A 25835-nucleotide genomic window follows, 5' to 3' on the forward strand; every position below is an offset into this window, starting at 1 on the left:
CTCAGATGTCCAGTGGTCGGATGAAGTTGGCGAAGGAATAAAGCCGGATATTGATGCGTCGCAGGAACTCAAAGCTTTTGCCCTGGCCTGTGTAGATCGCCACGGCTGCGTGCCCACCGGCGGGCAAAGTGTGGCCGTCGGGAAGATCGACCGTGATCTGCACCGCAATGCGACCCGGCAATTTGGGCAGTTCAAAACCCGGCAGGCGGCCGGATGGCAGGTATTGACCTTGGCGTGTGGCCCACCAGATCGCCTCGACCTTGCCGGTAAGGATTTCGCCCGGATACAGATCCAACGCGACCTCGACCTCTTGACCGGGCTCAACAAATTTGAGGTTCTGCTGACGATAAGTCGCAAGAAGATAGGGGTTATCCTTGGTCACAAAGCTGGCGATCGCACCTAAACGAATATCCCCGACAACAAGACCGGGGCGCGCCTGTTGCGACACGATCATCCCGTCTTCAGGGGCGTATATCGTGGTGTTCTCAAGGAAGTACTCGGCCTTTTCCAACTGTGCCTGCGCTTGCAGGATGCCGGTATTCACCCCGTCGATTTGAGAATTCAGAGCAAGTTCCGCCTTTTCAAGGTTCGCTTCGGCCTCTTTGATCGACGCCTGGTCTTCGGTGACTTGTTCGTTCCAGCGATCCAACTCATCCTGTCGTGCGCCGCCTGCGGGAACAAGGTTTTCGTACCGCGTTTGTTGCGTCAGCGAATAGGCAAGCTTGGCGTTCGCGCGTTCGACGGCTTCTGCGGCAACGATGACGTCCTGTTCAAGGATCTTCGCGTTCTGCTGTGCGGCAACCAATTGCGCGTTGGCTTCTTCAACTTCCAGCGAAAAAACGGTGTCGTCGAACCGGTATAGTGGGTCCCCTTTTTTGACCTCGGTGTTGGGTTCAACCAAAACCTCCGTCAGGATCGTCGGCTCGGTCAGGCGGGGGACGATCTGGATGGTCGAACGGACAACATGGCCGTCGATGGAAAACGGTTGAAAGAACCGCAAAGCAACAAGGAAGATCAGCAGCAGGTGTGCGCCCACCCAAAAGGACACGATGCCCCAGGCGATGTTGAAGCGCAGCCATTGCATTTTGAAGAAAATGAACCAGACGAAAATGATGTAGAAAAGCGTAATGCCGAGGGCGACAAACATGGTGTTTCAGTTCCTTTGGCTTAGCTTTTCTGCGTCTCGTCAGGGTCAAGCGGATCGCGGTATTCGTCGGTCAGTGTTCCGCCCAACCGCTTGATTTCTTTGCGCACGGCGTCCCGTTCATCGTCTGGCATACGGCGAATATCGACGGTTGTTCCATCGTGGAAGGCCCAGATAAAGGCGTGAACCCAAGGCACGATCGCCAAGAACCCCATCCAGCCCATGATCTTGACCGCCTCGGCATGAGGATGGTTTCGCTTGATCGCGATACGGCCGGGCAGCCCCATCAGGAACAGGAACAATCCCATAACCGCAGCAAGCAGCAATATCAGTGCAAGAAATGTCAGGTAGTCATAGTAGCCCAGCGGCTGCCCCAATAGTCCCATGCTCGTGCCTCCTTGAGGGACGGTTGACCCATCCTCAGTTGTTGGTCCCCAGTTCGTCAATCAGTTTGTAGTCCGTCGGCGGGTCAGCGCAGATGCCGGGGCCGCATTCCAGCAGGGTCGAGATTGCGTTCAAGGCGGCCAAGCCCAGCATTATGAAGAATGCAGCCTTCGCCAATGTGCTGCCACCGAACCGAGGCCGATCGGATGTGTCGTCAGCATATTGCCGGTCGAACATCAGCATGATGGCAGTTCCCAGCAAGATCAGGAAAAAGCAGATCGCCGCCCAAGTGTAGTAGTGGTAACCCAGTACGGGTGAGCCATAATGCCCCGTACCCGGCACGATATGCAGCAGGATTTGCCTGACCGAAACGCTGATACCAAAGAGCGCGGCAATCAGCATCAGCGCATAATGTTTGGGCCGCGCGCCGTACAAAAGGTTCAAACCCAGCCCAACCCCAACGGCGACAAAGCCAACGCGTTGAAGCAGGCAAAGGGGGCAGGGCAGTTCGTACAGGGTCAACTGATAGATGTAGGCCAGAAGCAAAACCAGACTGACGGCCAGAGTGCCAAGGGCGTTCAGGTTTCGGGACAGATCAGGTGTCATCGCAGCCCCCTATAGTTGAATCGTCAATTGGCTGGTTGCATGGAACTTGAACCAGTAGACACTCATCGCAAGGGTGATGAAAAACAGCACATTGGCCGCTGTGGTCAATCGAAAGTAATTCAGCCCCATGGTGGCAGTAAGCAACGCAAACAAAAGCGCGATCATGGCCCGGACCCTCCCTGCCGTGCAACGATTGCAATATGTTGTGATAGTGTCAGGCTAAGTCGCACCTGACAAGAACGGGTTTTAGAATAAGCCCCAAATACGGGAATGCAGCGCCTTACTGACCTATATTCAGCCGTGTCTGCCATTCCGCACACTTGTGCTGAAGATCACCAGTCACCGGTAAATCTGTATAGAAAACATCAACCTCAGCGAGTGAAGCTATCCTTGCCGGAGCGGTTCTTTGGAACTTGGAATGGTCCGCTACCAGCAATGTCTGTCTTGCTTGGGCGATGATTGTCTGGCTGACCCGAACTTCCTGAAAGTCAAAATCCAGCAGATCGCCTTCTGCATCAAGGGCGGAACACCCAATCACCGCATAGTCGAATTTGAACTGTTCAATTGTCGATATCGTCAGGTTTCCGACCAAGCCCCCATCTGACCTACGCAGGACGCCCCCGGCGACCACGATCTCGCAATCCGTGTTTTCGACAAGGATATTCGCAACGTTCATGTTGTTCGTCACAACCATCAGGTCCTTATGGTTCAGCAATTGGCGCGCAACCGCTTCGGTCGAGGTGCCGATGTTCATGAAAAGGGATGCGCCATCTGGGATGTCTTGTGCGCAGGTTTGCGCGATGCGGGTTTTTGTATCCGCATTCAGCGCACGGCGGTCTTCATACCCAATGTTCGAAACACCCGATCGCAACACAGCCCCGCCATGCACGCGGTCCAGCTTTCCCATATCTGCAAGCTCTGACAGGTCTCTGCGAATGGTTTGCACGGTGACATTGAAGGTTTCGGCCAGTTCCTCAACCATGACGCGCCCGTCCTGCTTGGCAATTTTCAGGATGTCAGACTGGCGGAATGAAAGTGACACGGGCATCTCCAACTGTATGGCGTATTCGTTTTTGTTCGCTTTTGGTGAAAATGCAAGGGATTGGAGTAGGATTTGCATTTTTGTTTTACAGTTATTTATGGCGTTTGGCGTGTCAAATGCGAACAAAAACGAAAATCAACGTTGACGAGCCGAGCGTCTGCCGGGTTAATGGCGGCGAATATGCCGGCAAGGGGAATCGACTGGATATGGCTGGGCGCAGCGAAGAGGTTACCGATCTTTTTATCATCGGTGGGGGGATCAACGGATGTGGTATCGCCAGGGATGCGGCAGGGCGTGGATTGTCTGTTGTGTTGGCCGAGATGAACGATCTGGCTTCGGCTACATCTTCGGCCTCGACCAAGCTGTTTCATGGCGGCCTGCGGTATCTTGAGTATTTTGAATTCCGGCTGGTCCGCGAAGCATTGGTCGAGCGCGAAACCCTGTTGCGGGCCATGCCGCACATTAGCTGGCCGATGCGATTTGTGCTGCCCTATCACGAGGATATGCGGTTTGAATCGGATACGCCGACGTCACGCTTGCTAAGTACTGTCATGCCGTGGATGCGAGGAAGGCGACCGGCGTGGCTGATCCGCTTGGGCCTATTTATGTATGACCACCTTGGCGGGCGGAAAATTCTTCCGGGCACGACCTCGTTGAATCTTCGGACAGCGGCAGAAGGCGGCCCTCTTCAGGACAGATTTGAAACGGCTTACGAGTATTCGGATTGCTGGATTGAAGACTCGCGGCTGGTCATTCTGAACGCCCGCGATGCCGAGGCCCGCGGTGCGCAGATCATGGTCCGAACCAAAGTGATGTCGGCCGAACGTGTCGATGATCTGTGGCATGTCACAATCCGCGACGAAATCAGCGGCGAGACTCGGATGATACAGGCGAGGATGCTGATCAACGCTGGTGGTCCATGGGTTGGCGACATCATCCAGACCAAAATCCGTGTGAACTCGCGCGAGGGCGTGCGGCTGGTTCGCGGCAGCCATATCGTGACCCGCAAATTGTTCGACCATGATAAGTGCTATTTCTTTCAGGGCGAAGATGGCCGCATCATCTTCGCTATCCCTTACGAGCGTGAATTTACCCTGATTGGCACCACAGATCAGGATCATCCGAACCCCTCTGAGCCGCCGGTATGCACCGAGGCCGAGCAGGATTATTTGTGCGCCTTTGCGTCGAAATATTTCAAAACGCCTGTTACGCGGGACGACGTCGTTTGGACATATTCCGGCGTGCGCCCGCTTTATGATGACGGGGCCAGCAGCGCCACGGCCGCCACGCGGGACTATACGTTGAAGGTGGATGCGCAGGGTGGTGCGCCAGTATTGAATGTGTTTGGTGGAAAGATCACCACCTATCGCCGCTTGGCCGAAAGCGCGCTTGAAAAGGTTGCTGAGCATTTTCCGCACCTGCCGGGCCCTTGGACGGCTGGCGTCGCACTCCCCGGCGGTGACTTTCCGGTTGACGGTGTGCAGGAACTGATTGCCGGGTTGGAAGCCGATTATTCCTTCCTGAACAGGGAGTGGGCAGAGCGGCTGGTGCGCGCCTACGGCACCGATGCTCGGGGCATTCTTGCAGACGCCAAAAGCGCCAGTGACTTAGGCCAAGAGTTTGGTGCAACACTGACTGAGCGCGAGTTGGAGTGGCTGGCCGATAAAGAATACGCAAGAACCGCCGAAGACGTTGTGTGGCGGCGCAATAAGCTTGGGTTGAAGCTGACCACGGACCAAATCGACCAGATCGGGCGATGGCTGGACAAGCGGCAATGATCAACTTTGTGATCCTCTACACGCTAAAAGGCCCCGCTGTTTCAGCGGGGCCCTTTTTCAATGTTCAGGCTGTTTTTTCAGACGGCCCGGGATCGTTCTTGGTGCCTTTCAGCCACTCTCGCAACCCTTGTAGCAGCGCGTAGAGGACCGGAACAACAATCACCCCGACCAATGTCGCCGCCAGCATCCCGCCAAACACTGCGACGCCGATTGCCTTCTGACTGGCTGCACCCGCTCCGTTTGCGGCCAAAAGGGGCACAACGCCCAGCAGGAAAGACAGGGCAGTCATCATGACCGCGCGGAAACGCTGGAACGCAGCTTCGGCTGCGGCTTCTTTGATCGGCAGACCGTTTGCGCGCTGTTCCATTGCGAATTCGACGATCAGAATACCGTTCTTGGACGCAAGCCCCACAAGCATGATCATCCCGATCTGCGTATACAGGTTGATGTCGCTGCCTACGATAGCCACCGCAGCAACGGCCCCGAACAGGGCAACCACCACGGATAACAGGATAGAGACCGGCAGCGTCCAGCTTTCGTATTGCCCGACAAGGAACAGATACCCAAACAGGATTGCCAGTCCCAAGATCACGATGACCAATCCGCCAGACGCAAGCTGTTGCTGCGCTGTGCCGGTCCATTCGAAGGCATATCCAGGGGGCAGGGCAGTCGCGGACTCTTCGGTCATCGTATTGATTGCGTCCCCGGTTGATAGCCCTGCGGCAGGAACCGCCGTAACTGTCGCAGACCGGAACAGGTTGTGGCGTTTCAGCAGAACCGGCCCAAGCACGTTCTCAACATCAACCAGTGTTCCAAGCGGCACCATCTCGCCCTTGGTGGAGCGCACATAGAGGTTCGAAATATCCTCGACGTTGTCGCGATAGCTTCCGTCGGCCTGGATCATCACGCGGTAGACCCGCCCAAACAGGTTGAAGTCATTCACGTAATACGACCCCAATTGCGCCTGCATGGTCTGGAAGACTTCGGCCACCGACACTTGCAGCGTCTTGGCTTTCTCACGGTCCAGATCAACAAACAATTGAGGCACGTTTGCCCGGAAGGTGGTGTAGGCCTGTGCGATCTCGGGCCGTTGGTTGGCTGAGTACACAAAAGAGCCCACGGCAGATGCCAGATCCTGAGGTGAGCCGCCGCCGGTTTGCTGGACTTCCATCTCGACGCCCGCCGACATGCCCAAACCTTGAATAGGCGGTGGGTTGAAGGCCACGATCGAGGCTGCGGATTCGCCATTTGCGATGGCCAGTACCTTGCCCAAAATCGCATTGGCGCTCAGGTCGTCTTCCTGACGCTCATCCCAGTTGTCCAGGTTCACAAAGATTGCGGCACCGTTGGTAATCGTTCCATTCAGCAGCGAGAAGCCATTGATCAGAACCGTGCTTGCGACGCCCGGGATTTGGCGAATTTGGTCGTCCACGCGGCTCGAGACCGCCTCGGTGCGTTCAAGCGTTGCGGCGTCGGGCAACTGGATGTCAACGAATAGGTAGCCGTTGTCTTCAAGCGGGATAAAGCCGCTCGAAGTTTTTGACATGATTGTTCCTGTTCCCATCGCAAGGGCAACAACGATCCCCAAGGCGATGACCGGCAGGATCAGCAGCTTGCGCACGATCGCGACATAGCCGGACCGAACCGTGCCAATGAACTTTTCGAACAGTGCCAGCAACCCCTTGGGCGGGCCAGAGCGGGCGCGCAGAACAAGTCCGCACAAGGCCGGCGACAACGTAAGGGCGTTGATCGACGAGATGACCACAGCCGTTGAAATCGTTACGGCGAACTGAGAGTACAGCCGCCCTGAAATTCCGGGCATGAAGGTCACAGGTACAAACACCGCCAGCAGAACCAGCGTGGTTGCAATCACCGGCCCGGTGATTTGCCCCATGGCCTTGCGGGTCGCTTCTGCCGGGGGCAACCCCTCATCCGCGATAATGCGTTCTACGTTTTCCACGACAACAATGGCGTCGTCGACCACAATCCCGATCGCAAGCACCAAGGCGAACAATGAGATCGTATTTAGCGACATTCCAAAGGCCAGCAGAAACGCGAACGTCCCGATAAGCGAGACAGGGATCGCAACGGCAGGAATAATAGTTGCGCGCCAACTGCCCAGAAACACGAACACGACCGAGATCACCAGAATGAAGGTCAGGATCAAGGTTGAGACAACGTCCTTCAGAGATTGCTCTACAAAGTCGGTGGTGTTGAACGGAACCTGATATTCCACATCCGTCGGGAACGAGCGGGACAGGCGCTGCAGTTCCGCTTCAACCCGCTCGGATACGGCAAGTGCGTTCGCGCCGGGGGCCTGATAAATGCCGATAACGGTCGCGGGGACGCTTTGGAAATAACCTGAGGCGGCGTAGTATTCAGCCCCCAACTCGACCCGAGCGATATCTTTGACGCGGACGATCGAGCCCGCTTCCCCGGTCCGAATGACAATGTCACCAAACTCTTCCGCCGACGTCAGTCGACCCTTGGTTTTGATCGTATATTGGAATGTCTGTCCCTTCGGTACCGGCGGGGCGCCGATCGAACCCGCAGACACCTCGACGTTTTGTTCGCGGATGGCGCTGATCACATCGCCGGGTGTGATAGACAGCGCAGCCATCTGATCCGGGTCCATCCAGATCCGCATAGCGTATTCCAGATTGGTCAGAACATCGGCCTTACCAACCCCCTGAACCCGTGCCAGCGCGTCTTTCAGATTGATAGAGGCATAGTTCGACAGGAACACGCTGTCATATGTACCTTCGGGCGAAGTCAGCGTGACCAGCAACAGCATGTTCGTCGACGCTTTTTGCGTAACCACCCCCGATGATGTCACCTCGGCCGGCAGCGACGACATGGCCTGCGCAACGCGGTTTTGCACGTTCACGGAGGCGATATCCGGGTCGGTGCCCACTTCGAACGTAATATTCAGCGAATAGCTTCCGTTGTCCGAGGAGGTCGACGTCATGTAAATCATGTCGTCGACGCCGTTTACCTGCGCCTCGATCGGGGCGGCTACGGTATTTTCAACAGTCTCGGCATTGGCCCCGGTGTAGGTTGTCGTCACACTGACCACTGGGGGCGTGATGTCGGGGAACTGGGCGACCGGCAGAACCATATAGCCAATGGCGCCCATAATTGTGAGGACAAGCGAAATAACAAGGGCCAGCTTTGGCCGGCTGATGAACAGGGCTGAGAACATGGGTTATTCTCCCGGCTGCTCAGACGCCACGACAGCGTCGACCGCGACGCCGGGGCGGACCCGTTGCAGGCCCTCGACGATGACGCTTTCTCCTTCACGCAACCCGTCCTTGACGATCACGGCGGTGCCTTCGTTGTTGCCAGTCGTGATATAGCGCTGTTCGACCATTTGCTGATCGTTGACGACCAGAACGAACTCACCCCGTTGATCACGTTGCAGCGCAGCTTGCGGGATCAGCACTTCGAGCGTGGGTTGCAGGGCTTCGATCCGGACGTTCAAAAATGCCCCATCGACGATCAGCCGTTTGGCATTCGCAAACTCGGCCCGCATCGAAATCGCGCCGGTCAATGGGTCGATCCGGTTGTCGACGAACACGATCTTGCCAGTCTCATCCAGTTTCGTTCCATTTGGAAGGTCGATGTGAACATTCGGACTTTTGTCGCTTTCTGCAAGGGACGCAGGATTTTCGCCAACAGTTTCCAAAACCGAAGTAAATTGCTTTTCATTTACAGAAAAATTCACGTAAATCGGCGCTTCGCTGACGATATTGACCAAGGGCGGATTGGTCGGACCAACCACATCCCCGACGCTTATTCCGACGCGGCCAATTCGACCGTCAAAGGGTGCGTGGATTTCAGTATAGCTCAGGTCCAGTTGGGCCTGTTGAATAGCAGCTTTCGAGGCTTTGACCTCAGCTTCGGCAACCAACTCATTGGCCCGCGCAATGTCGCGTTCCGATTCCGGCGTGGCATCCCGCTCATACAGCTCTTGCTTTCTTGTCAGCTCGACCTTGGCAAGCTCCAGATTGGCTTCGGCCCGGTCGAGATCGGCGTTACGGGCGTCTAGTGTCGCCTGATACAGATCGGGTTCAATGGTGAACAACAGATCGCCCTGTTTCACCAGAGCCCCATCTTCCACGTTCTGAGATTCGAGAAACCCGCTAACGCGTGCAACGATATCGGCTTTATTTAGCGCCTCGGCCCGTCCGATGAACGCGGCTTCCTCGGTGATTTCCTGCGTGTAGGCCGCGGCGATGGACACTTTGGGCGGCGCTGCGTCGCCCTGATCCTGAGCAATGGCAGGATGTGCCAGTCCGATTACGGTCAAAGCCACGGCGTGCCTCAGAAAACTGGGTTCCGCTTTGCTTTGGCCAAGTTTCAACAACGTCGATGCAAGGGACATGGCAATTGCCTCATTAAATTAAACTGTACGCAACCCGGATTGCCGGCCGCGATCCGAGTCGAGTGAACTTTTAGGCAGGATGGCGGTTTTGTTTCTTTTTCTCAAGCATGTTGACGCGTTTCCGCCGGATCGCTGGCGGAATTTCTTGCGGTAGCGTACGGGGTTACGAGCGCGCTTGCGCGAAAGGTCGCGCGCCGGGCAGGTTAAAGGACGAGTCTGAGCACGAACCTGACAACAAAAAGGGGGCAAATTGCCCCCTTCGTGTTCAATGCTGTCGCGTGGCTTTAGTCGCGTGTACCGGCAAAACGGGTTTGCCAATCTTCGCGCTGTTCGTCGGTGATTTTGGCGAACAGAACGTCGGGAACAGAAAATTCATGCCCCGCTGGTAATGCGTTCAGCGCCTCGGCCACGTCCTCAGGCCAGCTTGTGTCCAGCGTGTTCATCGCGCTCAGCATCTTGGCCGAGGTTTCGGGGATGAACGGCGCGCTCAGGACCGCGTAAAGGCGGATCAGGTTCAGACCCAAGCGGACCTGCGCAGCGGCTTGTTCGGGGTCTTCCTTGAAGGTCGACCAAGGGGCTGCAGATTGCAGATATTCGTTGCCCGCCACCCAGATCGCGCGCAGCTCCTGTGCCGATTTGCGAACTTCCATCGCCTCCATGAACCCTTCATAGGCGCGGACGCGCCGGGTAAGTTCCGCGATAAGTTCTTGTTCACGCTCGCCAAATGCGCCGCCTTCGGGAACCGCTTCACCGAATTTCGAACGGCAGAACTTGGTGATCCGGCTGACAAAGTTGCCCAACACGTCGGCCAAATCCTTGTTCACCGATTGCTGGAAATTCTCCCACGTGAACTCACTATCGCTGCTTTCGGGCGCATGGCTTAGCAGCCACCAGCGCCAGAAATCGGCAGGCAGGATGTCCAGCGCCTGATCCATGAACACGCCACGGCCCTGAGAGGTCGAGAACTGGCCGCCGTCGTAGTTGAGGTAGTTGAAGGATTTCAGGTGATCGACCATCTTCCACGGCTCGCCCGAACCCAGAATGGTGGCAGGGAAACTGAGCGTATGGAAGGGCACGTTGTCCTTGCCCATGAACTGCACATAACGAACATCATCTGCGCCTTTGTCGGTGCGCCACCAGCGTTCCCATTCGGAATCCGGTTTGCCGCTGGCATCGGCCCATTCCTTGGCGCAGGCGATATATTCGATCGGCGCATCGAACCAGACATAGAAGACCTTGCCTTCCATCCCCGGCCAGTCCTGATCACCTTTTTTGACCGGAACACCCCAGTCCAGATCGCGGGTGATGCCTCGATCCTGCAACCCGTCGCCGTCATGCAGCCATTTCTTGGCAATGGATGTGGTCAGGATCGGCCAGTCGGTTTTGCTGTCGATCCACTCATCTAGTTGATCCTTCATCGCGGATTGACGCAGATACAGGTGCTTGGTCTCGCGCACCTCAAGGTCGGTCGAGCCACTGATCGCGCTGCGTGGCTCAATCAGGTCAGTGGGATCCAACTGTTTGGTACAGTTCTCGCACTGATCCCCACGGGCACGGTCGTACCCGCAGTTGGGGCAGGTGCCCTCGATATAGCGGTCGGGCAAGAAACGACCATCAGCGTTGGAATAGACCTGTTTCTCGCTGACCTCGCGGATCAGGCCCGCATCGTCCAGCTTGCCCGCGAAATGCTGCGTCAGGTGCTTGTTCTGGTCGCTGGAGGACCGGCCAAAGTGATCGAAGCTTAGGCCAAACCGGTCGGCGATATCGGCCTGCACGCCGTGCATCTCGGCACAATACTCTCCTACTGGCTTGCACGCCTTGGCGGCGGCCAGTTCCGCCGGAGTACCGTGCTCATCGGTGGCACACAGGAACATGACCTCATTCCCGCGGCCACGCTGATAGCGTGCGTACAGATCGGCGGGCAATTGTGAGCCGATCAGGTTGCCGAGGTGCTTGATCCCGTTGATGTAAGGGATCGCCGAGGTGATGAGAATCCGAGCCATTTTGTGCTTCCACGTAACTGTCTGCGCGCCCGTCTACATGATGTGACCGGCCAGCAAAACCCCAGCTTTTGCTTACCTGCCAGTTTGGACGTGAAAATCCAGAGTTCAGGGGCCGGACTTATGCTCTTCCCGTGACTTCTTCAGTAGCCGCCCGATTGTGAAAGAGGTGCGCGGTGCATAGACATAATTCGTGCGCTCTTCTGGTGTTGGGCGCGATTGCATCCGGGCCAGACCAAAGACGATCAGCCCGACATGACCAACCGCCACAAATGCAAACAGCGCACCCGGTCCGAATTGCTGAATCAGGGTTGATGAGATGAATGGTGAGGCGATCGCCCCGAGCGCGTACCAGAACATCAACGCAGCAGAGAGTTCGACCCGCTGTTCCGTTGTGGCAAAGTCGTTGGCGTGGGCGGACGAGACCGAAAAGATGGGAAAGGTTGTCAGGCCAAACAATCCTGCGGCCAGCATCACGCCCAACGTCCCGGCTCCGCTGGCTGCCATGGTCACGCCACAGCTTAGTACAGCTGCGACCGACAGCCAGATCAACACCCAGCGGCGGTCATATTTGTCCGCCAGCCAGCCCAGAGGGTACTGCGCCAGCGCCCCGCCCAAGACAAAGGACGCTAGGAAGAAAGCGATCTGATCTACGTCCAAGCCAACTTCTTGCCCGTAAACCGGCCCGACCATCCGAAACGATGCCGAGCTTAACGCAGCCACGATCACACCCGCCACCGCCAAGGGGGAGCTGCGCCAGGCAAGCTTGGGTCGCAATCGCGGCGCGTCAGGGGTTTTCGGCTGGCTTGCCCGGGTCAGGGTCAAAGGCAACAGGGAGGCGCAACACAATATCGCCAACAGGTTGTACGAGACATAAGAGGCAGGCGGCAAAACGGCGATGATCAACTGCGCACATAAGGACGCGCCCATATCCGCGATCCGGTACGTGCCCATCGCGCGTCCGCGTGTTTCGTTGGTCACTTTGGCGTTCAGCCAAGCCTCGATCACGGTATAACACCCGGCGACGCAGGTGCCCGATGCGATACGAAGCACCGCCCAAACATATGGATTTTCCGTCAACGTATGCCCCAACAGACCCATTGCACCCAAGGCAGTACAGACCGCAAAAGCGCGCGAGTGACCCACGCTTCCCATCAGGCGCGGCGCCCACCAGCAACCGATAAAGAACCCGATGAAATGCGCCGAGCCCAAAAGACCGATCTGCTCGGTCGTGAACTCAAGCGTCAGGCCCGAGATGGCATCCAGCGGGCCGACGCCACCTGTTGATAGCTGCAACAGTATGACCGAGAGGAACAGGGCGGCAAAAGAAATGATGGTGCGCATAATGGCCTCAGATTGGCGCATCCTGAGCGGGACGCGCGCAGCTTATCGACTTTGTCACGTCGTTTTTCACCTATCCGATGCGTTTGATGCGGGCCTGAATGTCCAGCCCGACTGTATCCTGCACCAGATCAGCGTAGCCGGATGCGCCGAAGTCGTGCCTGTTCAGTGCTCCGGTCAAGTTGATTGAGAGATCGTCAAGATTGTCGGTGTCGCTGCCGCGTTCCCGAAACAGGTTCGCCTGCAGCGCGATCGGGCGGGTGACACCGCGCAATGTCAGATCGCCGACCACCATCGCCCCGTGAGAGATACGCCCACCTTCGCCTAACAGAATGCTGGTCGACTCGAATTGGATGGTCGGGAAGGCGCTGGCGTCCAGAACGCTTTCGCTTAGCATCGGTTTGCGTGCAAACGGGACTTTGGTGCGTGCTTCGGCAACGCTCAGGACGACTGCAACGCGGCTGTTTGGCAGGTCGCGAAGGTCGATCTGAATATCGGCGCTTTGGATCGGCATCGTGCCGGATTGGGTGATGCCCGATAGCGCAAAGGTAAAGTCAACTGATGTTCCGTCCTGCAGCAGTTCGTAAGGCTGTAGCGCGGCCAGTGCAGGGCGGACCATCGGTAGGGTGACAAGCCCGGCCAGTAAGGTACGCCGTGACAGTATGGTCATGCGGGTACCTCTTGCCTGCGCGGGCGTGATCGGTTGAGCAGGGTCAAAAGAATGACGATGTTCAGACCATTCCAGAGAATGCCGTTGATAAATGCCAGTTGGTAGTTTCCGGTAAAGTCGTAAATCCACCCGGACATCCACCCGCCTAGGGCCATGCCCATGATTGTCATCATCATGACAAAGCCGACCCGCGCTCCGGCCTCTTGCGGAGGCATGTATTCGCGCACGACCAAAGCATAGCTGGGTACGATCCCACCTTGCGCCAGCCCGAACATAAGGCTGATGACATACAGGGAAACCATCCCGTCATACGGAAGGAACAGGAACAGGGCGATGCATTGCAGGACCGAGCCGATCAGCAATGTGTACAGACCGCCCAGCTTGTCCGCGACCATCCCCGAGATAACCCGGCTGACCACACCGCCAAGAAGCATCAGCGACAGCATCTCGGCCCCGACAGCAGGGCCATAACCCAGCCCCACGCAGTACGAAACGATATGAACCTGTGGCATCGACATTGCCACGCAACAGCCGATCCCGGCTAGACCCAGAATGTACTGTAGTGTTCGTGGGGATATGCCGACACTACGCGCGTTGATCTGCGCGTTTGCGGCTGCGGTTTGATGGGCTTCGACCGGAACCTGACGGCGCAGTAGCAGGGACAGGGGGATCACGACGACCAGTGTGATAATCGCCAATGTCAGATAGACCTGCTGCCATCCCTCGCGCGCCAGAATGCCAGACAGCAGGGTCGGCCAGATTGCGCCAGATAGATAGTTCCCGCTGGCCACCAGCGCCACGGCGATGCCGCGCCGCTTCATGAACCAGTGCGAGACATCGGCGATCAGCGGACCAAATCCGATCGAGGTTCCCAGACCCAGCAACAGATGAGCCGCAGACAGTAGCGCCATGTTCGGTGCCCAAGTTGCAAGCAGGTAGCTGATTGCGCTCAGTGCCGCGGCCCCGATCAGCGCCTTGGTCACACCCAACCGATCCACCAGTTGGCCCAGCCACATGTTGCCCAGCGCAAAGCCGATCATGGACAGGACATACGGGAACGATGCCTCGGCCCGGCCAGCGTCGAACTGCGCCTCGATTGCCGGCATCACCACGATCACGGCCCACATGCCTACATTCGCCACCGTCGCAATGGCGAGCGTGATCAAGAGGCGAAGCCAGGAATAGCGGCTGTCGTGGATCGCGTGGCTCATCCCGGCACGCTAGGGCGCAGGTTTGGTTTTGGCTAGTCACATCTTGCGTGATCTTCCGCCAGTGTCACACGCGGGCGTCTTCGGTTTTCATCTGGCGCAGGTTCAGCCCCGCGCGCGGTTTGGTCTGAGTGGCGTGCCAACTGACCGGGGGCAGGGCGCGGGCACGGCTGCGGGTCAGGGTCCAGCGGCGGACTTCCCCCGCATGATCGGCTGCCATATGCCAGCGCGTTTCGACGCCCTGCGCACCGCCATCGCCGGGGGTCAGCAGCAACCCCAGCGGAGCCCGCCCCATCGCGCCGCCCTGTTCGGCGGCCAGATGCATCCGGCGCACGGGTGTCAGGCCGGGGGCACCGGGCAGGTCACCGATCACCAGCGGAATGGCCCCGCTGCGCAGCGCCTCTTCAAGGCACCATAGAACGTCTTCAGCACGGGTGGGATGGACAAAGATAAACCGGGCCGGATCCGCAAAGGGCATCATCCCGTCGGGGTTTAGTTGACCGGGCTCCCACGCGGGGGAAATCCACAGCACCGGTCCCTGCGCCTGACCCGCCAGCCACATGGCAAAGCTGCGCCGGGCGGGACCGCAGGCTTCGTGCACGCGACCCAGTTGCAGGGTGATTTGCGGATCAAGATTTACACCCGGCGCTTCACGCGCGGGTTTGCGGCCAAGAAGATGAGTAGACATGCTTTCAATCTAGCATGTTCTCACTTTGTTCTCAATTTGGAAATGCCCTCAGCGGGACAAAATCATTCGACCGTCGGCAAACTGAATGTTCGAGAACCTGTGCAGGTAGTCCATCCCCAGAAGGGACTTGTGCAGCTCACCCTCATTGATCCAGGCCGAGACATTCTGGTCGGTGATCGGACCAACTGTAAAGGTTTCAAGCCGAACGGGTGCTGTCCGGACCTCACCGTTCGCAGTGGCCGCGCGGCCGAAATAGTTCAACTGATCGGGATCAATACCAACGCGGGAGGCGTCCTGTGCGCTCAGCACAATCTGACTGGCACCGGTGTCGACAAGGAAGGTAATCGGCTCTCCGTTCACCACAACGGGCAAATAATAGTGCCCATCATGGGCGCGGGGGACTTCGATCGTTTCGCCCGTCACAGTCATCTGCGGGGCAGGGCCGACGGCCGTGCGAATGTCTTCCCACAGACCCACAACGGCAATCACGCCGATAAAAATGAACACCCAGGCCATCGCCTGTTGCAGCGTCTTGTTCAGCGTCTGCCTGTTCTGCGAAATAAACCAAGCCACGACAGCCGCGCCAAGCAGTCCCAGATACGCAATGCGAGCTATGCTGTCGCCATCCATACTTTCACCTTAAACCATGAGCTTGGGTGATATATGGGGAGTCAGGACGCAAATCCAAAGGCTTTGAGGCCGTCCAGAATGAACTGTACGGACAGGGCGGCCAGCAGCATTCCCAGCAGGCGTGTCAGGACGTTCAGGCCGGTCTTGCCCAGAATGCGCGCGATAACGCCCCCAGACAGAAAAAAGGCGAAAACAACGGCCATAACGGCCAACATGACCACACAAGCCTCGACAATTCCCAGAACGCCGGGGTGTTGACCGGCCAGCAGAATGATCGTTGCAATCGACCCCGGCCCAGCGATCAGGGGAATGGCCAGTGGAAAGACCGACGGGTCGGGGTGTTCTTCCTCTTCGGCCCGGTCCTCGCGCCGTTTGGTGCGGCGGTCAAACAGCATATCGAGCGCGGTCAGGAACAGCAGCGCTCCACCCGCCACGCGGAAGGCGGGCATTGAGATGCCGACAAAGCCCAGCACGGCCTCGCCAAAGGCGGCGAAGGCAATCAGGATGCAGACGGCGGTCAGGCAACTGCGGATCGCAGTTTTGCGACGGGTTGCGGCGTCCATGTCCTGCGTCAGCGCCACGAAGATGGGTGTGGTGCCGAACGGGTCGATGACCACGAATAGAGTGGTGAATGCGGTTACGAAAAAGGCCAGATCAATCATGCCGCTCCCTCTGCTTGTTCCAGGCGTTCGGCAGCTGCGACCCACAACGCTTCGGCTTTTTGCATGGCTTCGACCACCTCAGCGAATTTGCGGTTCCACGATTCCAGATCGCTGATCCGGTCATCTTCATACAGCGCCGGGTCCGCCAGTTTCGCGGACAGCTTTTCATGCATGTCTGTCAGCTTTTCAATCCGGTCCTCGCATTTGCGCAGATCGGCACGCAGGGCCAGCATGGTGTCACGTGACGGGCGTTTGGGCTTGGCGATTGCTGGCTTTTCCTTCACCGGTTTGTCACGGGCCAGCAGCATGGCACGATATGCCTCCAGATCACCCTCGAACGGCTTGACCGTCCCTTCCGAAACCAGCCACAGCCGATCCGCCACCAGTGACAGAAGATGCATGTCATGACTGACCAGAACCACCGCGCCGGAATAGGCGGTCAGCGCCTCGACCAGCGCCTCGCGACTTTCGATATCCAAGTGGTTGGTCGGTTCATCAAGGATCAGCATATGCGGCGCGTCGATCGTCGCGATCAGCAGCGACAGGCGGGCTTTCTGACCGCCTGACAGACGACCGACCTGCGTTTCTGCCTGATCGGCGTTAAGCCCAAAACCGGCCAGACGGGATCGCCATTTGCCCGGTGCCTCATCCGGGCGCAAACGGCGCAGATGGTCCAGAGGGGTTTCGTCCACATACAGTTCATCCACCTGATGCTGCGCGAAATAGCCGATGCGCAGCTTGGAACTGCGGGTCATCTTGCCCGCCATCAGGGGCAGGCGATCGGACAGCAGCTTGGACAGGGTCGATTTACCCTGACCGTTCTTGCCCAGCAGGGCGATGCGGTCATCCTGATCAATGCGCAGGTTCAAACGGCGCAGCACCTCTGTGTCGCCATAGCCTGTGATCCCGCCTTCAAGATGGATGATCGGGGGCGACAGTTCTTCTGGCTCGGGGAAAGAGAACGCGCGCAGGGCGGCCTCTTGCGGGGTCGAGACCAGTTGGATGCGTTCGATCATTTTCAGGCGCGACTGGGCTTGCACGGCCTTGGTGGCCTTGGCGCGGAACCGGTCCACGAAACTTTGAAGATGGGCGATGCGGGCCTTGGCCTTGGCGTTTTCCGATTCCGCCTGCGCAATACGTTCCGCGCGGCGTTCGGCGAATTTATCGTAAGGCACCGCGTAATAGGTCAGCTTGCGGTCTTCCAGATGCAGGATCGAGCCCACCGCGCGGTTCAACAGTCCGCGGTCGTGGCTGATGATGATGACCGTATGCGGGTATTTGGCCAGATAGCTTTCCAGCCACAGCGCACCTTCAAGGTCCAGATAGTTGGTCGGTTCGTCCAGCAGCAACAGATCGGGTTGAGAAAACAACACCGCCGCCAGAGCGACGCGCATCCGCCAGCCGCCCGAGAAATCCGAGCAGGGTTTCAGTTGATCCTCATCATCAAACCCCAGACCTTTGAGGATGGAGGCCGCGCGCGCCTCGGCCGACCATGCGTCGATATCGGCCAGACGGGTCTGAATCTCGGCAATGCGCGAGGGGTCTGTGGCACTGTCGGCCTCGGCCATCAAGGCGCTGCGTTCGGTATCGGCGGCTAGTACCGTGTTGATCAGTGAGACATCGGACGAGGGCACCTCTTGCGCCACGCCACCGATCCGCGCGCGTTTCGGCAGTACGATATTGCCCGATTCCAGCGCAAGTTCCCCTCGGATCAGGCGGAAAAGGGTGGTCTTGCCGGTGCCATTGCGCCCCACAAGGCCCACCTTGTGTCCGTCGGGAATTGTCGCACTGGCCCCATCGAACAGGGGGCGGCCTTCGACGGCATAGTTGATGTCTTCGATCCGTAACATGAGCCGCTCTTAGCAGAGCCGTGTTGCCGCCGCCAGCGGCTTGGCATGTTCTTCCCGGACACGATGTGATAGCGCTGGTCCGATTGGATTTCAGACGGTTTCTTGACCCATGCGAGCGGCCCAGACGCCCCCTTCCTTGGTCACCTTGATCTTTGCGACGGCACTGTCGGTGCTGTCGCTAAACATGTTCCTGCCGTCACTGGCACGCATGGCCGAGGATTTTCAGGTCGACTACGCACTGGTTAACTTCTCGGTCGCCGGTTACCTGGCGGTTTCAGCGATATTGCAACTTATCGTGGGCCCCTTGTCGGACCGGTTCGGGCGCCGACCTATAATGTTGATCGGGTTGGGGATATTCGCAATCGCCTCGCTGGGGTGCGTTTTGGCCGAGTCGATCTGGGTCTTTCTGGGTTTTCGATTGCTGCAGGCGGCCGTGGTTGCTGGCCCGGTTTTATCAAGCGCGTCGATCCGTGACAGATACGCACCGAATGAAGCTGCCAGCAAACTGGGATACGTCGCCATGGCGATGGCCTTGGCGCCAATGCTGGGTCCGATGCTGGGTGGGGCCTTGGATATGCTGTTCGGTTGGAAGGCCGGATTCACATTGTACACCATGCTGGGGGCAGGGATGTTTGCGCTGCTTTGGCTGGATATGGGCGAGACGAACAGCACCCCATCAGCAACGTTTGCGGCCCAACTGCGCGAATACCCGCATCTGTTTCGGGCCCGCCGATTCTGGGGATACGCTTTGTGCGCGGCATTTTCGATCGGTGGGTTCTTTACCTTTATCACGGGAGCGCCCCTTGTGGCCGCCGCTTGGTTCGACCTTAGCCCGGCGTCGTTGGGGCTGGGCATTGGTATTATCACGGGCGGATTCATGGTGGGGAATTTCATCACCGGGCGGATCGCGGCCCGAACACGCCTAACGACGATGATCCTGATCGGGCGAGTCGTGGCATCGACCGGTCCATTCTGCGGACTGCTGTTATTCTTGGCAGACTTGGGGTCTGTCTGGGTCTTCTTCGGATCGGCGATTTGTGTTGGCTTTGGGAACGGTTTGACCAACGCAAATGCATCGGCCGGAGTAATGTCGGTTCGGCCGAAACTGGCGGGCAGCGCGGCGGGTTTATCTGGCGCGATGATAGTCGCTCTCGGGGCGGTGCTGACATCAATGACCGGGGCGCTGGTCAGCCCCGAAAACGGTCCTTACCTGGTGCTGGGCATAATGAGCGCGTGCAGTTTTGCAGGGCTGTTGGCCATTTTGTACGTGCGCTGGGTCGACCGGGTAGAGCCGTTGCCCGACGCGATCTGACGGTTAGGCCATCATAACGCTTTTCTTGGGTCAAATACCGTGCTAGGCGGCGCGCGATGGATTTCGGCGCAGCGCGCCAAACACGAAGGAGAGGCCGACATGGCACTGGAACGCACATTCTCGATCATCAAACCCGATGCAACCCGCCGCAACCTGACTGGCAAGATCAACGCCAAGTTCGAAGACGCGGGCCTGCGCATCGTCGCGCAAAAGCGCATTCACATGACCAAGGAACAAGCCGGCAAGTTCTACGAAGTCCACGCCGAGCGTCCGTTCTATGACGAACTGTGTGAATTCATGTCATCGGCTCCGGTCGTTGTTCAGGTTCTGGAAGGCGAAGGCGCCATTGCAAAGAACCGCGAAGTCATGGGCGCAACCAACCCCGCAGACGCGGCCGCTGGCACCATCCGCGCCGAGTTCGCTGAATCGGTTGGCGAAAACTCGGTCCACGGTTCGGACGCACCCGAAACTGCAGCGGTTGAGATTGCTTACTTCTTCTCGGGCATTGAACTGGTCGGCTAAATCGTCGCCGGAACAAGTTGAAAAGCCGTCCTCAAAACTTGAGGGCGGCTTTTTCTATGCGGGTTTCAAATCGTCCGGTGACACCCGCACGCCGATCGCATCAAGGTCGGAAATCATTTGCGCCTCAGGCGCTGTTCCGACACTTGCTTTGATTGCGTCAAACCGTTTGCGCAGCGCCTTTTTCTCATCACCCTTGCAATCGTTCCAAGGGCGACCCTGCAGCCCCATAACCAGCACGTAATAGCCGATGAAATGCGGGCGTGATCCGGACTGTAGCAACTTGGTATACGCAGCATCTGCGCCCATCTCGCGCAGGTCCTGAGCCGAGTGTATGCCCACACGCGCGCAGGCCTGTTCAAACGCGGGGCCAAGGTTGCGGATGGATGAAACCGGGTCAGTCATACATGCGTCTTAGCGAGGCCAGTTGCTGCTGTCATCCACTTGTTCCGACCGCGCATGTAAGGTCAGCCAGATCAGGTGAGGTTTGGCAGGCTTGCTTTTGACAGACGTATGCGATTGCATGACAACATCCTGTCAAGCGAGGTGCCGATGTCCAAGAACAAGGAATCCGCAAAGAACGAAGCCAAGGTAAAAAGAAAAAATCTTTGCCGCTGGATGGGAACCCACTCAAGCTTCGCGCGATTGAAGAAGGTGAAAGCGCGCAGAACTTCGTGGAAGTCCTTGTGAGCGAGCACCTTGCAGCGCCACGGAAGGAACGCACGCTATGACAAGGGCGGACGCTTTGTTCGTTATTCATGGCGGGTTTGAACCTTCTTTGCTTGCGAAGCCGCTAAAGAAACTTTGCTTGCGGGTTGAGCCCGCAAAGGCCGCTCAGAAATTTCAGATATTGGACTGCTTTGATCAGTCAATCAGGATGTCCGGAGACGCCTTGGTTGAAACGTCCGGGTCGCTATTGCTTTTTCAATTCAGTGGTGAGGTATTGGCGCAGAACGCCCGGGGGAACGGCGCGTTTGTTCAAGATCTTCCAGACGGAGCCGTAAAGTCGGCTTTGCAGGGCTTTCCCAAATTACGCGCGTTGACCAGCATTGGAACAGGAACGCTCCGAGTTCACGAGTTTTCGGTTCTGGATGGCCTACAAAAAACTCAGGTCCGTGGATGCGTGTATGCCTTGGACTCTGAGGTTGGTAAAATAAGTATCGTGTTCGTTCAGCGGCTGAAAGGATACGACAGTGCATTCAGCGCCGTTTGCACAAGGTTGAAAGGACTGGCAGCGAAGACAAACGGAGCAGACGCTTTGTTCGGGACGCTCTTTCCAGACGCGGTTCCGTACCGCGCAAAACCGGATATCACATTGAGCAAGGAAGAGCCGTCCATCGAGGTGGCAACGGACATCATTCGAACTTTCTTAGCCGTAGCACGCCAAAATGAGGCAGGCGTAATTGCAGATATCGACACCGAGTATCTGCATGATTACCGAGTGTCCCTGCGTCGTGTCAGGTCGGTGTTGAGCCTGTTTAAAGGTGTGTTTTCAACTGAGCAGACAATCGAGCTGAAACACGCGTTCTCAGAGTTGATGGCCCCGACGGGACGGGTTCGTGATCTTGATGTGTATTTGCTGGATAAAGATAGATATTTCAAATTATTACCCTCCGACCTTTACTTAGGCACCGAGGCCATGTTCGCGCAGTTTGAAAAAGAGCGTTTGCAAGCCCTTGGCACTCTTTCGCGACGGTTCAAATCTGCTGAATATGATCGTCAGTTGAATGATCTGACCGCACTCTTTTCAGATGTTGGAAACCTTGAGCCCGGACCCAACGCAAGTCGAGGAGCCTATGGGTATGCCTGCGCCCTGATTTGGAAACGCTACCGAAAGGTTTGCAAACTGGCGCGGCAGATCACCCCCGAAACCCCAGACGAATTGGTTCATGATTTACGGATCGACTGCAAGAAGCTGCGATATCTGATGGAGTTCTTTGGGCCTTTGTTCGACGCAGGGGATTTCAAAACAATCATCAAGCCGTTGAAAAAGCTGCAAGATAACCTTGGATTGTTCAATGACTGCTCGGTCCAGCAAGAGGCGCTTTTGGAATTTGTTGCACTGCAAAGTAACTCTCAAAATCGTGCAAACGCTCAACTTGCTATGTCTGTCGGCGGGTTGGTTGCCATGCTGTATCGGCGGCAGAAATCAGAGCGAGCGCGCGTCATTGCCAATTTTCAGCATTTCGACAGCCCGAACATCCGACACCTGTTTCGCAGTCTGTTTCACCACAAGGAGGACTAGGGATTGAAGATAATAGCCTGTTACAGCAACAAGGGCGGCGTTGGAAAAACTGCGACTGCGGTCAATCTGGCCTATGCCTATGCGAAGGCAGGGAAAACTGTTCTTCTGTGTGATCTCGATCCGCAAGGGGCGTCAGGATTTTATCTGCGTGTCAAACCTTCGAAGAAACTGACGGATGCCCGTTTTTTCGAGGATGTAGAGCGCTTTACCAAATCTATCCGTGCCAGCGATTTCGAAGGGCTGGACGTTCTGCCGGCGAATATGACCTTTCGCGACTTTGATGTGTTTCTGTCTCGGATGCGCAACAAGAGATCGCGGTTGAAGAAAGCTCTGGTTGCGGCAGGCAGTGACTATGACGTGATCGTTTTGGACTGCCCGCCGAATTTTTCGACCTTGTCCGAGAACATTTTCAAAGCCGCAGACCAGATTGTTGTACCCGTCATACCGACGACACTGTCCGAACGGACCTTCGACCAACTGGTGAATTTCTTTGATCAGAAGGGGCTGCCAAAGAAAAAATTACGCGCCTTCTTTTCGATGGTCCAACGCCGAAAGACGTTGCATGTGGAAACGATGATGGTGATGCGAAAACTGTATCGAAAACGGTTCTTGCAGGCGTCGGTCCCGTTTGCCGCGGATGTCGAGCGGATGGGGCAGAATAGGGCGCCCGTCAGCGTCTATGCGGGACGCAGCGCGGCCAGTGCCGCGTATCGCGCGCTTTATGATGAGTTGGAAAACGGAGTGGTTTCAGACAAATGAGTACCGAAATCGAACGCAAATTCCTTGTGGCTGACCTGCCGGATTTAAGCCGTGCGGATAAGGCCATCGTGCGGCAGGGCTATCTGACATCTCCTAACGATTCGGCCGAATTGCGCCTTCGGCAGAAGAACGATCGCTACTACCTGACCCTCAAGGGCGGTGGCGCGATGGTTCGGGTCGAGCGTGAGGCGGAAATTTCAGCCGAGCAGTTCGAAACCTTTTGGCCTGAAACCGCAGGACGCCGGGTCGAGAAAGAGCGGTATACCGGCGTGCTCTCGGATGGGCGTGTGTTTGAACTGGATGTGTTTCAAGGGGACCTAGCCCCGCTGCAACTTGTCGAGGTCGAGTTTTCGACCGAGGCCGAGGCGGTGGCCTTTACGCCCCCGGATTGGTTCGGCGCGGACGTGACGTCGGACAACCGGTACAAGAATAAGACAATGGCGACTAATGGCGTCCCAGCTTGATGGTCGCTTGCAGGCCGGGGTTGCTGTTTGAGGCCATGAAAGCACCGCCATGCATGTGCGAGATCGCGGCAACCAGTGCCAGCCCAAGCCCCGCGTTTCGTTCGGTACGTGCGGGATCCAGCGTGACGAACGGCACTTGAAGGCGGGGCAGGTCTTCGTCTGGAACGCCGGGGCCGTGATCGCGGACACTCATGCACGTGAACGGGCCATCCTCGGAAATTGTTATGTCGATGGATGTATCTTCAGGTGCATAGCGCATTGCATTTTCCAGCAGGTTTGACAGGGCCTGCGACAGCAAAGGTCGGTGACCCTGAATTAGGTTTGCCGTTCCATTGACGGTGATCTGAACTCCTTGATCCGAGGCCACGGGTTCATAAAGTTCAACAACATCGCCAACCAGTTGTTGTAGGTCGACAGTTTCAAATTGCTCGCGTCCCACACCGGCCTCGGCACGCGAGATGTCAGTAAGCTGGCCCAGCACTCTGAGAACATGATCAATTTCCGCTGTGGCCCGTGCCACATCAATCTCGCGGTCCAGATCAGTTTTGCTTGGGTCGGACAGGGTTTCAATTCTCTGGCGCAGGCGCGACAGAGGGGATCTGAGGTCGTGCGCGATCGAGTTTGAGGTCGTGCGCAGATTGCTGATCAGTTCCTCGTTTTTGTCCAGCATGGTGTTGAGCGTGCGGGCCACCTGATCAAACTCATCACCTGTCCCGCGTAGGGGCATACGCCGGGACAAGTCTCCGGACACGATATTCTCGGCGGTGCTGGCTATGTCTGACAGGCGAGAGAACACCAGTCGTGTAAACAACCACCCTGTTAAGACACTGAGCGCAAGGGCAATCGCCAGTGCTATGCCAACCGAGCGTAACAGAACCCTGTCAAACTGCTGCCGCGCCAGAGCGTCCCGTCCGACCAGCAGACGTTCGCCACCCGGTAAGCGGATCGAGGCGGCGGAAATGGGGACCAGTTCATCATTGTCGGCGCGCCGAAGCTCAAGATCGACCCATCCGCTGCCGGCGGTGACGTCCGCAGGCCATTGTTTGAGATTGCCTGCAAGCTTCGCGCCAAAGCGATCGGTTAACAGGTACAGCGCATCCCTCTCGGACGCTGAGGGCAAGCGGCGTTCGATGGCCGTCAACAGACCGATAAGGCCGCGCCTTTCGTATTCATCGGCCAACCCGGTCAGTTCAGCGGATACAACTGATCGTGTTTCACCTTCGATACTGCGGTTGGCCGTGACATAGACCAAAGCCAGCACCGTCGCTGTCAGCAAGGTGCTGAGGACCATGCTGGCGAAAACCAATCTCGTTCGGGAATTATTGAAGGAAAGTTGAAGGTTATCCATCAGAGATCATGTAGCCGGCACCCCGGACGGTTTCAATCAAAGGCGGTCCGCCACCTTCATCCAACTGACGCCGCAGTTTTGAGATATGGACGTCAACCACGTTCGTATTCGGATCGAAGTGGTAATCCCAGACACCCTCAAGCAGCATCGTGCGCGACACCACACGGTTCTTTCTGCGCAGAAAATACTCAAGGATCTGGAACTCTCGCGGGGTCAGCGAAACCTCGTGCCCGTCGCGCGTGACCTTGCGGGTCAGCAGGTCCATCTCAAGGTCGCGGCAGGTCAAGGTCGCGTTTTCTTCGGCCTCCTGAGGGCGCCGCAACAACGCTTCGATCCGCGCGTGTAGCTCTTGGAAAGAGAACGGTTTTACAAGGTAGTCATCCGCGCCCGAGCGCAGCCCCTTAACCCGCTCATCAACTGCGCTCATCGCGGTGAGCATCAGGACGGGGGTCTTCAGACCCGCAGCCCGAAGGGATCGGATCAGCGACAACCCGTCCAGCCCCGGCAGCATCCGGTCCAGCACAATGGCGTCAAACCCGCCGTCGGTGGCATGATACAGACCTTCACGGCCATCAGCGGCCTGTTCGACCACATAGCCCTCTTCGCCAAACCCTTTGGCGATGAACTCGCGGGTGTCTTCATCGTCTTCAACGATCAGCAGGCGACGGCTCATGGTCCGAACTCCTTTCTACCGGTATTTAAACACAAAATTTCGGGTAAAGAACTGGTTTTAGGGAAAGAACGTGCCGGGTGCGTCGTTGCGCACCCGGCAGTCCCGGCGGATAGCGGACAATTCAATCC

24 protein-coding genes are annotated in these 25835 nt (G+C 57.3%); 6 read left to right on the plus strand and 18 right to left on the minus strand.

The genetic code is table 11. The features are described 5' to 3' along the window. Nucleotide 1: 1 nt before the first annotated feature. The 5 genes from GOX73_RS02830 to GOX73_RS02850 form a co-directional block, all read right to left on the minus strand. Entirely contained in the window at nucleotides 2-1147 is a 1146-nt protein-coding gene (locus tag GOX73_RS02830; protein WP_171122996.1) for an HlyD family secretion protein, read from the minus strand. A 20-nt stretch (nucleotides 1148-1167) separates the two neighbouring features. Further along, nucleotides 1168-1530, minus strand: coding sequence for a DUF3302 domain-containing protein (locus GOX73_RS02835; RefSeq protein WP_170383924.1), 363 nt, complete (start codon nucleotides 1528-1530; stop codon nucleotides 1168-1170). A gap of 34 nt (nucleotides 1531-1564) precedes the next feature. Further along, nucleotides 1565-2134, minus strand: a complete 570-nt coding sequence (locus tag GOX73_RS02840) for a disulfide bond formation protein B (RefSeq protein ID WP_171122998.1) — start codon at nucleotides 2132-2134, stop codon at nucleotides 1565-1567. Nucleotides 2135-2143: 9 nt separating this feature from the next. Beyond that, nucleotides 2144-2299 (minus strand): DUF5993 family protein, encoded by a 156-nt coding sequence (locus tag GOX73_RS02845; protein WP_171121178.1) that lies wholly within the window; start codon nucleotides 2297-2299, stop codon nucleotides 2144-2146. 115 nt (nucleotides 2300-2414) lie between these two features. After that, a complete protein-coding gene (locus tag GOX73_RS02850) occupies nucleotides 2415-3176 on the minus strand; it encodes a DeoR/GlpR family DNA-binding transcription regulator (RefSeq protein ID WP_171123000.1) in 762 nt (253 codons plus the stop codon). Nucleotides 3177-3382: 206 nt separating this feature from the next. On the opposite strand from GOX73_RS02850, the gene glpD reads away from it, so the two are divergent. Continuing rightward, the gene (gene glpD / locus GOX73_RS02855) at nucleotides 3383-4954 is read left to right on the plus strand and encodes a glycerol-3-phosphate dehydrogenase (protein WP_171123584.1); all 1572 of its coding nucleotides are present in this window, start codon (nucleotides 3383-3385) and stop codon (nucleotides 4952-4954) included. Nucleotides 4955-5018: 64 nt separating this feature from the next. On the opposite strand, the gene GOX73_RS02860 is transcribed toward glpD, so the two are convergent. From GOX73_RS02860 to GOX73_RS02905, 10 genes are all read right to left on the minus strand, one after another. Beyond that, nucleotides 5019-8156: an efflux RND transporter permease subunit gene (locus tag GOX73_RS02860; protein ID WP_171121181.1), complete on the minus strand. Its 3138-nt coding sequence runs from the start codon at nucleotides 8154-8156 to the stop codon at nucleotides 5019-5021. A gap of 3 nt (nucleotides 8157-8159) precedes the next feature. Next, entirely contained in the window at nucleotides 8160-9338 is a 1179-nt protein-coding gene (locus tag GOX73_RS02865) for an efflux RND transporter periplasmic adaptor subunit (RefSeq protein WP_171123002.1), read from the minus strand. Between the two features lie 284 nt (nucleotides 9339-9622). Beyond that, nucleotides 9623-11341: a methionine--tRNA ligase gene (gene metG / locus GOX73_RS02870; protein ID WP_171123004.1), complete on the minus strand. Its 1719-nt coding sequence runs from the start codon at nucleotides 11339-11341 to the stop codon at nucleotides 9623-9625. 105 nt (nucleotides 11342-11446) lie between these two features. Further along, nucleotides 11447-12682, minus strand: coding sequence for an MFS transporter (locus tag GOX73_RS02875; protein WP_171123006.1), 1236 nt, complete (start codon nucleotides 12680-12682; stop codon nucleotides 11447-11449). A 70-nt stretch (nucleotides 12683-12752) separates the two neighbouring features. After that, the gene (locus GOX73_RS02880) at nucleotides 12753-13349 is read right to left on the minus strand and encodes a YceI family protein (RefSeq protein ID WP_171123008.1); all 597 of its coding nucleotides are present in this window, start codon (nucleotides 13347-13349) and stop codon (nucleotides 12753-12755) included. Next, nucleotides 13346-14560: an MFS transporter gene (locus GOX73_RS02885; RefSeq protein ID WP_171123010.1), complete on the minus strand. Its 1215-nt coding sequence runs from the start codon at nucleotides 14558-14560 to the stop codon at nucleotides 13346-13348. Before GOX73_RS02885 ends, GOX73_RS02880 begins: the two co-directional genes overlap by 4 nt. A gap of 64 nt (nucleotides 14561-14624) precedes the next feature. Continuing rightward, complete coding sequence (locus GOX73_RS02890; protein ID WP_171123012.1) at nucleotides 14625-15245, minus strand: ImuA family protein; 621 nt, start codon at nucleotides 15243-15245, stop codon at nucleotides 14625-14627. Between the two features lie 48 nt (nucleotides 15246-15293). Continuing rightward, on the minus strand, nucleotides 15294-15875 hold the full coding sequence (locus GOX73_RS02895) for a TIGR02281 family clan AA aspartic protease (protein WP_171123014.1): 582 nt from the start codon (nucleotides 15873-15875) through the stop codon (nucleotides 15294-15296). A gap of 41 nt (nucleotides 15876-15916) precedes the next feature. Continuing rightward, complete coding sequence (locus tag GOX73_RS02900) at nucleotides 15917-16537, minus strand: MarC family protein (RefSeq protein ID WP_171121189.1); 621 nt, start codon at nucleotides 16535-16537, stop codon at nucleotides 15917-15919. Further along, nucleotides 16534-18387, minus strand: coding sequence for an ABC-F family ATP-binding cassette domain-containing protein (locus GOX73_RS02905; protein ID WP_171123015.1), 1854 nt, complete (start codon nucleotides 18385-18387; stop codon nucleotides 16534-16536). Before GOX73_RS02905 ends, GOX73_RS02900 begins: the two co-directional genes overlap by 4 nt. Before the next feature lie 109 nt (nucleotides 18388-18496). Here GOX73_RS02905 and GOX73_RS02910 point away from each other — a divergent pair, with 109 nt between their 5' ends. Together GOX73_RS02910 and ndk are read left to right on the plus strand one after the other, a co-directional pair. Continuing rightward, complete coding sequence (locus GOX73_RS02910) at nucleotides 18497-19699, plus strand: multidrug effflux MFS transporter (RefSeq protein WP_171134777.1); 1203 nt, start codon at nucleotides 18497-18499, stop codon at nucleotides 19697-19699. A 99-nt stretch (nucleotides 19700-19798) separates the two neighbouring features. After that, nucleotides 19799-20221 carry a nucleoside-diphosphate kinase gene (ndk, locus tag GOX73_RS02915; RefSeq protein WP_170352964.1) on the plus strand — a complete coding sequence of 141 codons (423 nt, stop codon included), beginning with the start codon at nucleotides 19799-19801 and terminating at the stop codon, nucleotides 20219-20221. A 54-nt stretch (nucleotides 20222-20275) separates the two neighbouring features. On the opposite strand, the gene GOX73_RS02920 is transcribed toward ndk, so the two are convergent. Beyond that, on the minus strand, nucleotides 20276-20623 hold the full coding sequence (locus tag GOX73_RS02920; protein ID WP_171123019.1) for a TfoX/Sxy family protein: 348 nt from the start codon (nucleotides 20621-20623) through the stop codon (nucleotides 20276-20278). 322 nt (nucleotides 20624-20945) lie between these two features. Here GOX73_RS02920 and GOX73_RS02925 point away from each other — a divergent pair, with 322 nt between their 5' ends. Genes GOX73_RS02925 through GOX73_RS02935 form a run of 3 tightly spaced genes read left to right on the plus strand, consistent with a single transcriptional unit; the run spans nucleotide 20946 to nucleotide 23686 of the window. After that, nucleotides 20946-22463 (plus strand): CHAD domain-containing protein, encoded by a 1518-nt coding sequence (locus tag GOX73_RS02925; protein WP_171134778.1) that lies wholly within the window; start codon nucleotides 20946-20948, stop codon nucleotides 22461-22463. A gap of 3 nt (nucleotides 22464-22466) precedes the next feature. Next, a complete protein-coding gene (locus tag GOX73_RS02930) occupies nucleotides 22467-23222 on the plus strand; it encodes a ParA family protein (RefSeq protein WP_171123023.1) in 756 nt (251 codons plus the stop codon). Continuing rightward, nucleotides 23219-23686, plus strand: coding sequence for a CYTH domain-containing protein (locus tag GOX73_RS02935; protein ID WP_171123025.1), 468 nt, complete (start codon nucleotides 23219-23221; stop codon nucleotides 23684-23686). Before GOX73_RS02930 ends, GOX73_RS02935 begins: the two co-directional genes overlap by 4 nt. Here the strand turns inward: GOX73_RS02935 and GOX73_RS02940 are convergent. Together GOX73_RS02940 and GOX73_RS02945 are read right to left on the minus strand one after the other, a co-directional pair. Further along, nucleotides 23667-24977, minus strand: a complete 1311-nt coding sequence (locus tag GOX73_RS02940; RefSeq protein WP_254429109.1) for a HAMP domain-containing sensor histidine kinase — start codon at nucleotides 24975-24977, stop codon at nucleotides 23667-23669. The genes GOX73_RS02935 and GOX73_RS02940 overlap by 20 nt on opposite strands. A 49-nt stretch (nucleotides 24978-25026) precedes the next feature. After that, complete coding sequence (locus GOX73_RS02945) at nucleotides 25027-25707, minus strand: response regulator transcription factor (protein WP_171121197.1); 681 nt, start codon at nucleotides 25705-25707, stop codon at nucleotides 25027-25029. Nucleotides 25708-25835 lie beyond the last annotated feature (128 nt).

The organism is Ruegeria sp. HKCCD7221 (assembly GCF_013031225.1).
Lineage (GTDB): Bacteria > Pseudomonadota > Alphaproteobacteria > Rhodobacterales > Rhodobacteraceae > Ruegeria.

Coding starts and splice junctions, on each gene's coding strand:
- GOX73_RS02830 (WP_171122996.1), bottom strand. CDS start 1,147: ATGTTTGTCGCCCTCGGCATTACGCTTTTCTACATCATTTTCGTCTGG.
- GOX73_RS02835 (WP_170383924.1), bottom strand. CDS start 1,530: ATGGGACTATTGGGGCAGCCGCTGGGCTACTATGACTACCTGACATTT.
- GOX73_RS02840 (WP_171122998.1), bottom strand. CDS start 2,134: ATGACACCTGATCTGTCCCGAAACCTGAACGCCCTTGGCACTCTGGCC.
- GOX73_RS02845 (WP_171121178.1), bottom strand. CDS start 2,299: ATGATCGCGCTTTTGTTTGCGTTGCTTACTGCCACCATGGGGCTGAAT.
- glpD (WP_171123584.1), top strand. CDS start 3,383: ATGGCTGGGCGCAGCGAAGAGGTTACCGATCTTTTTATCATCGGTGGG.
- GOX73_RS02860 (WP_171121181.1), bottom strand. CDS start 8,156: ATGTTCTCAGCCCTGTTCATCAGCCGGCCAAAGCTGGCCCTTGTTATT.
- GOX73_RS02865 (WP_171123002.1), bottom strand. CDS start 9,338: ATGTCCCTTGCATCGACGTTGTTGAAACTTGGCCAAAGCAAAGCGGAA.
- metG (WP_171123004.1), bottom strand. CDS start 11,341: ATGGCTCGGATTCTCATCACCTCGGCGATCCCTTACATCAACGGGATC.
- GOX73_RS02875 (WP_171123006.1), bottom strand. CDS start 12,682: ATGCGCACCATCATTTCTTTTGCCGCCCTGTTCCTCTCGGTCATACTG.
- GOX73_RS02880 (WP_171123008.1), bottom strand. CDS start 13,349: ATGACCATACTGTCACGGCGTACCTTACTGGCCGGGCTTGTCACCCTA.
- GOX73_RS02885 (WP_171123010.1), bottom strand. CDS start 14,560: ATGAGCCACGCGATCCACGACAGCCGCTATTCCTGGCTTCGCCTCTTG.
- GOX73_RS02890 (WP_171123012.1), bottom strand. CDS start 15,245: ATGTCTACTCATCTTCTTGGCCGCAAACCCGCGCGTGAAGCGCCGGGT.
- GOX73_RS02895 (WP_171123014.1), bottom strand. CDS start 15,875: ATGGATGGCGACAGCATAGCTCGCATTGCGTATCTGGGACTGCTTGGC.
- GOX73_RS02900 (WP_171121189.1), bottom strand. CDS start 16,537: ATGATTGATCTGGCCTTTTTCGTAACCGCATTCACCACTCTATTCGTG.
- GOX73_RS02905 (WP_171123015.1), bottom strand. CDS start 18,387: ATGTTACGGATCGAAGACATCAACTATGCCGTCGAAGGCCGCCCCCTG.
- GOX73_RS02910 (WP_171134777.1), top strand. CDS start 18,497: ATGCGAGCGGCCCAGACGCCCCCTTCCTTGGTCACCTTGATCTTTGCG.
- ndk (WP_170352964.1), top strand. CDS start 19,799: ATGGCACTGGAACGCACATTCTCGATCATCAAACCCGATGCAACCCGC.
- GOX73_RS02920 (WP_171123019.1), bottom strand. CDS start 20,623: ATGACTGACCCGGTTTCATCCATCCGCAACCTTGGCCCCGCGTTTGAA.
- GOX73_RS02925 (WP_171134778.1), top strand. CDS start 20,946: ATGACAAGGGCGGACGCTTTGTTCGTTATTCATGGCGGGTTTGAACCT.
- GOX73_RS02935 (WP_171123025.1), top strand. CDS start 23,219: ATGAGTACCGAAATCGAACGCAAATTCCTTGTGGCTGACCTGCCGGAT.
- GOX73_RS02940 (WP_254429109.1), bottom strand. CDS start 24,977: ATGGTCCTCAGCACCTTGCTGACAGCGACGGTGCTGGCTTTGGTCTAT.
- GOX73_RS02945 (WP_171121197.1), bottom strand. CDS start 25,707: ATGAGCCGTCGCCTGCTGATCGTTGAAGACGATGAAGACACCCGCGAG.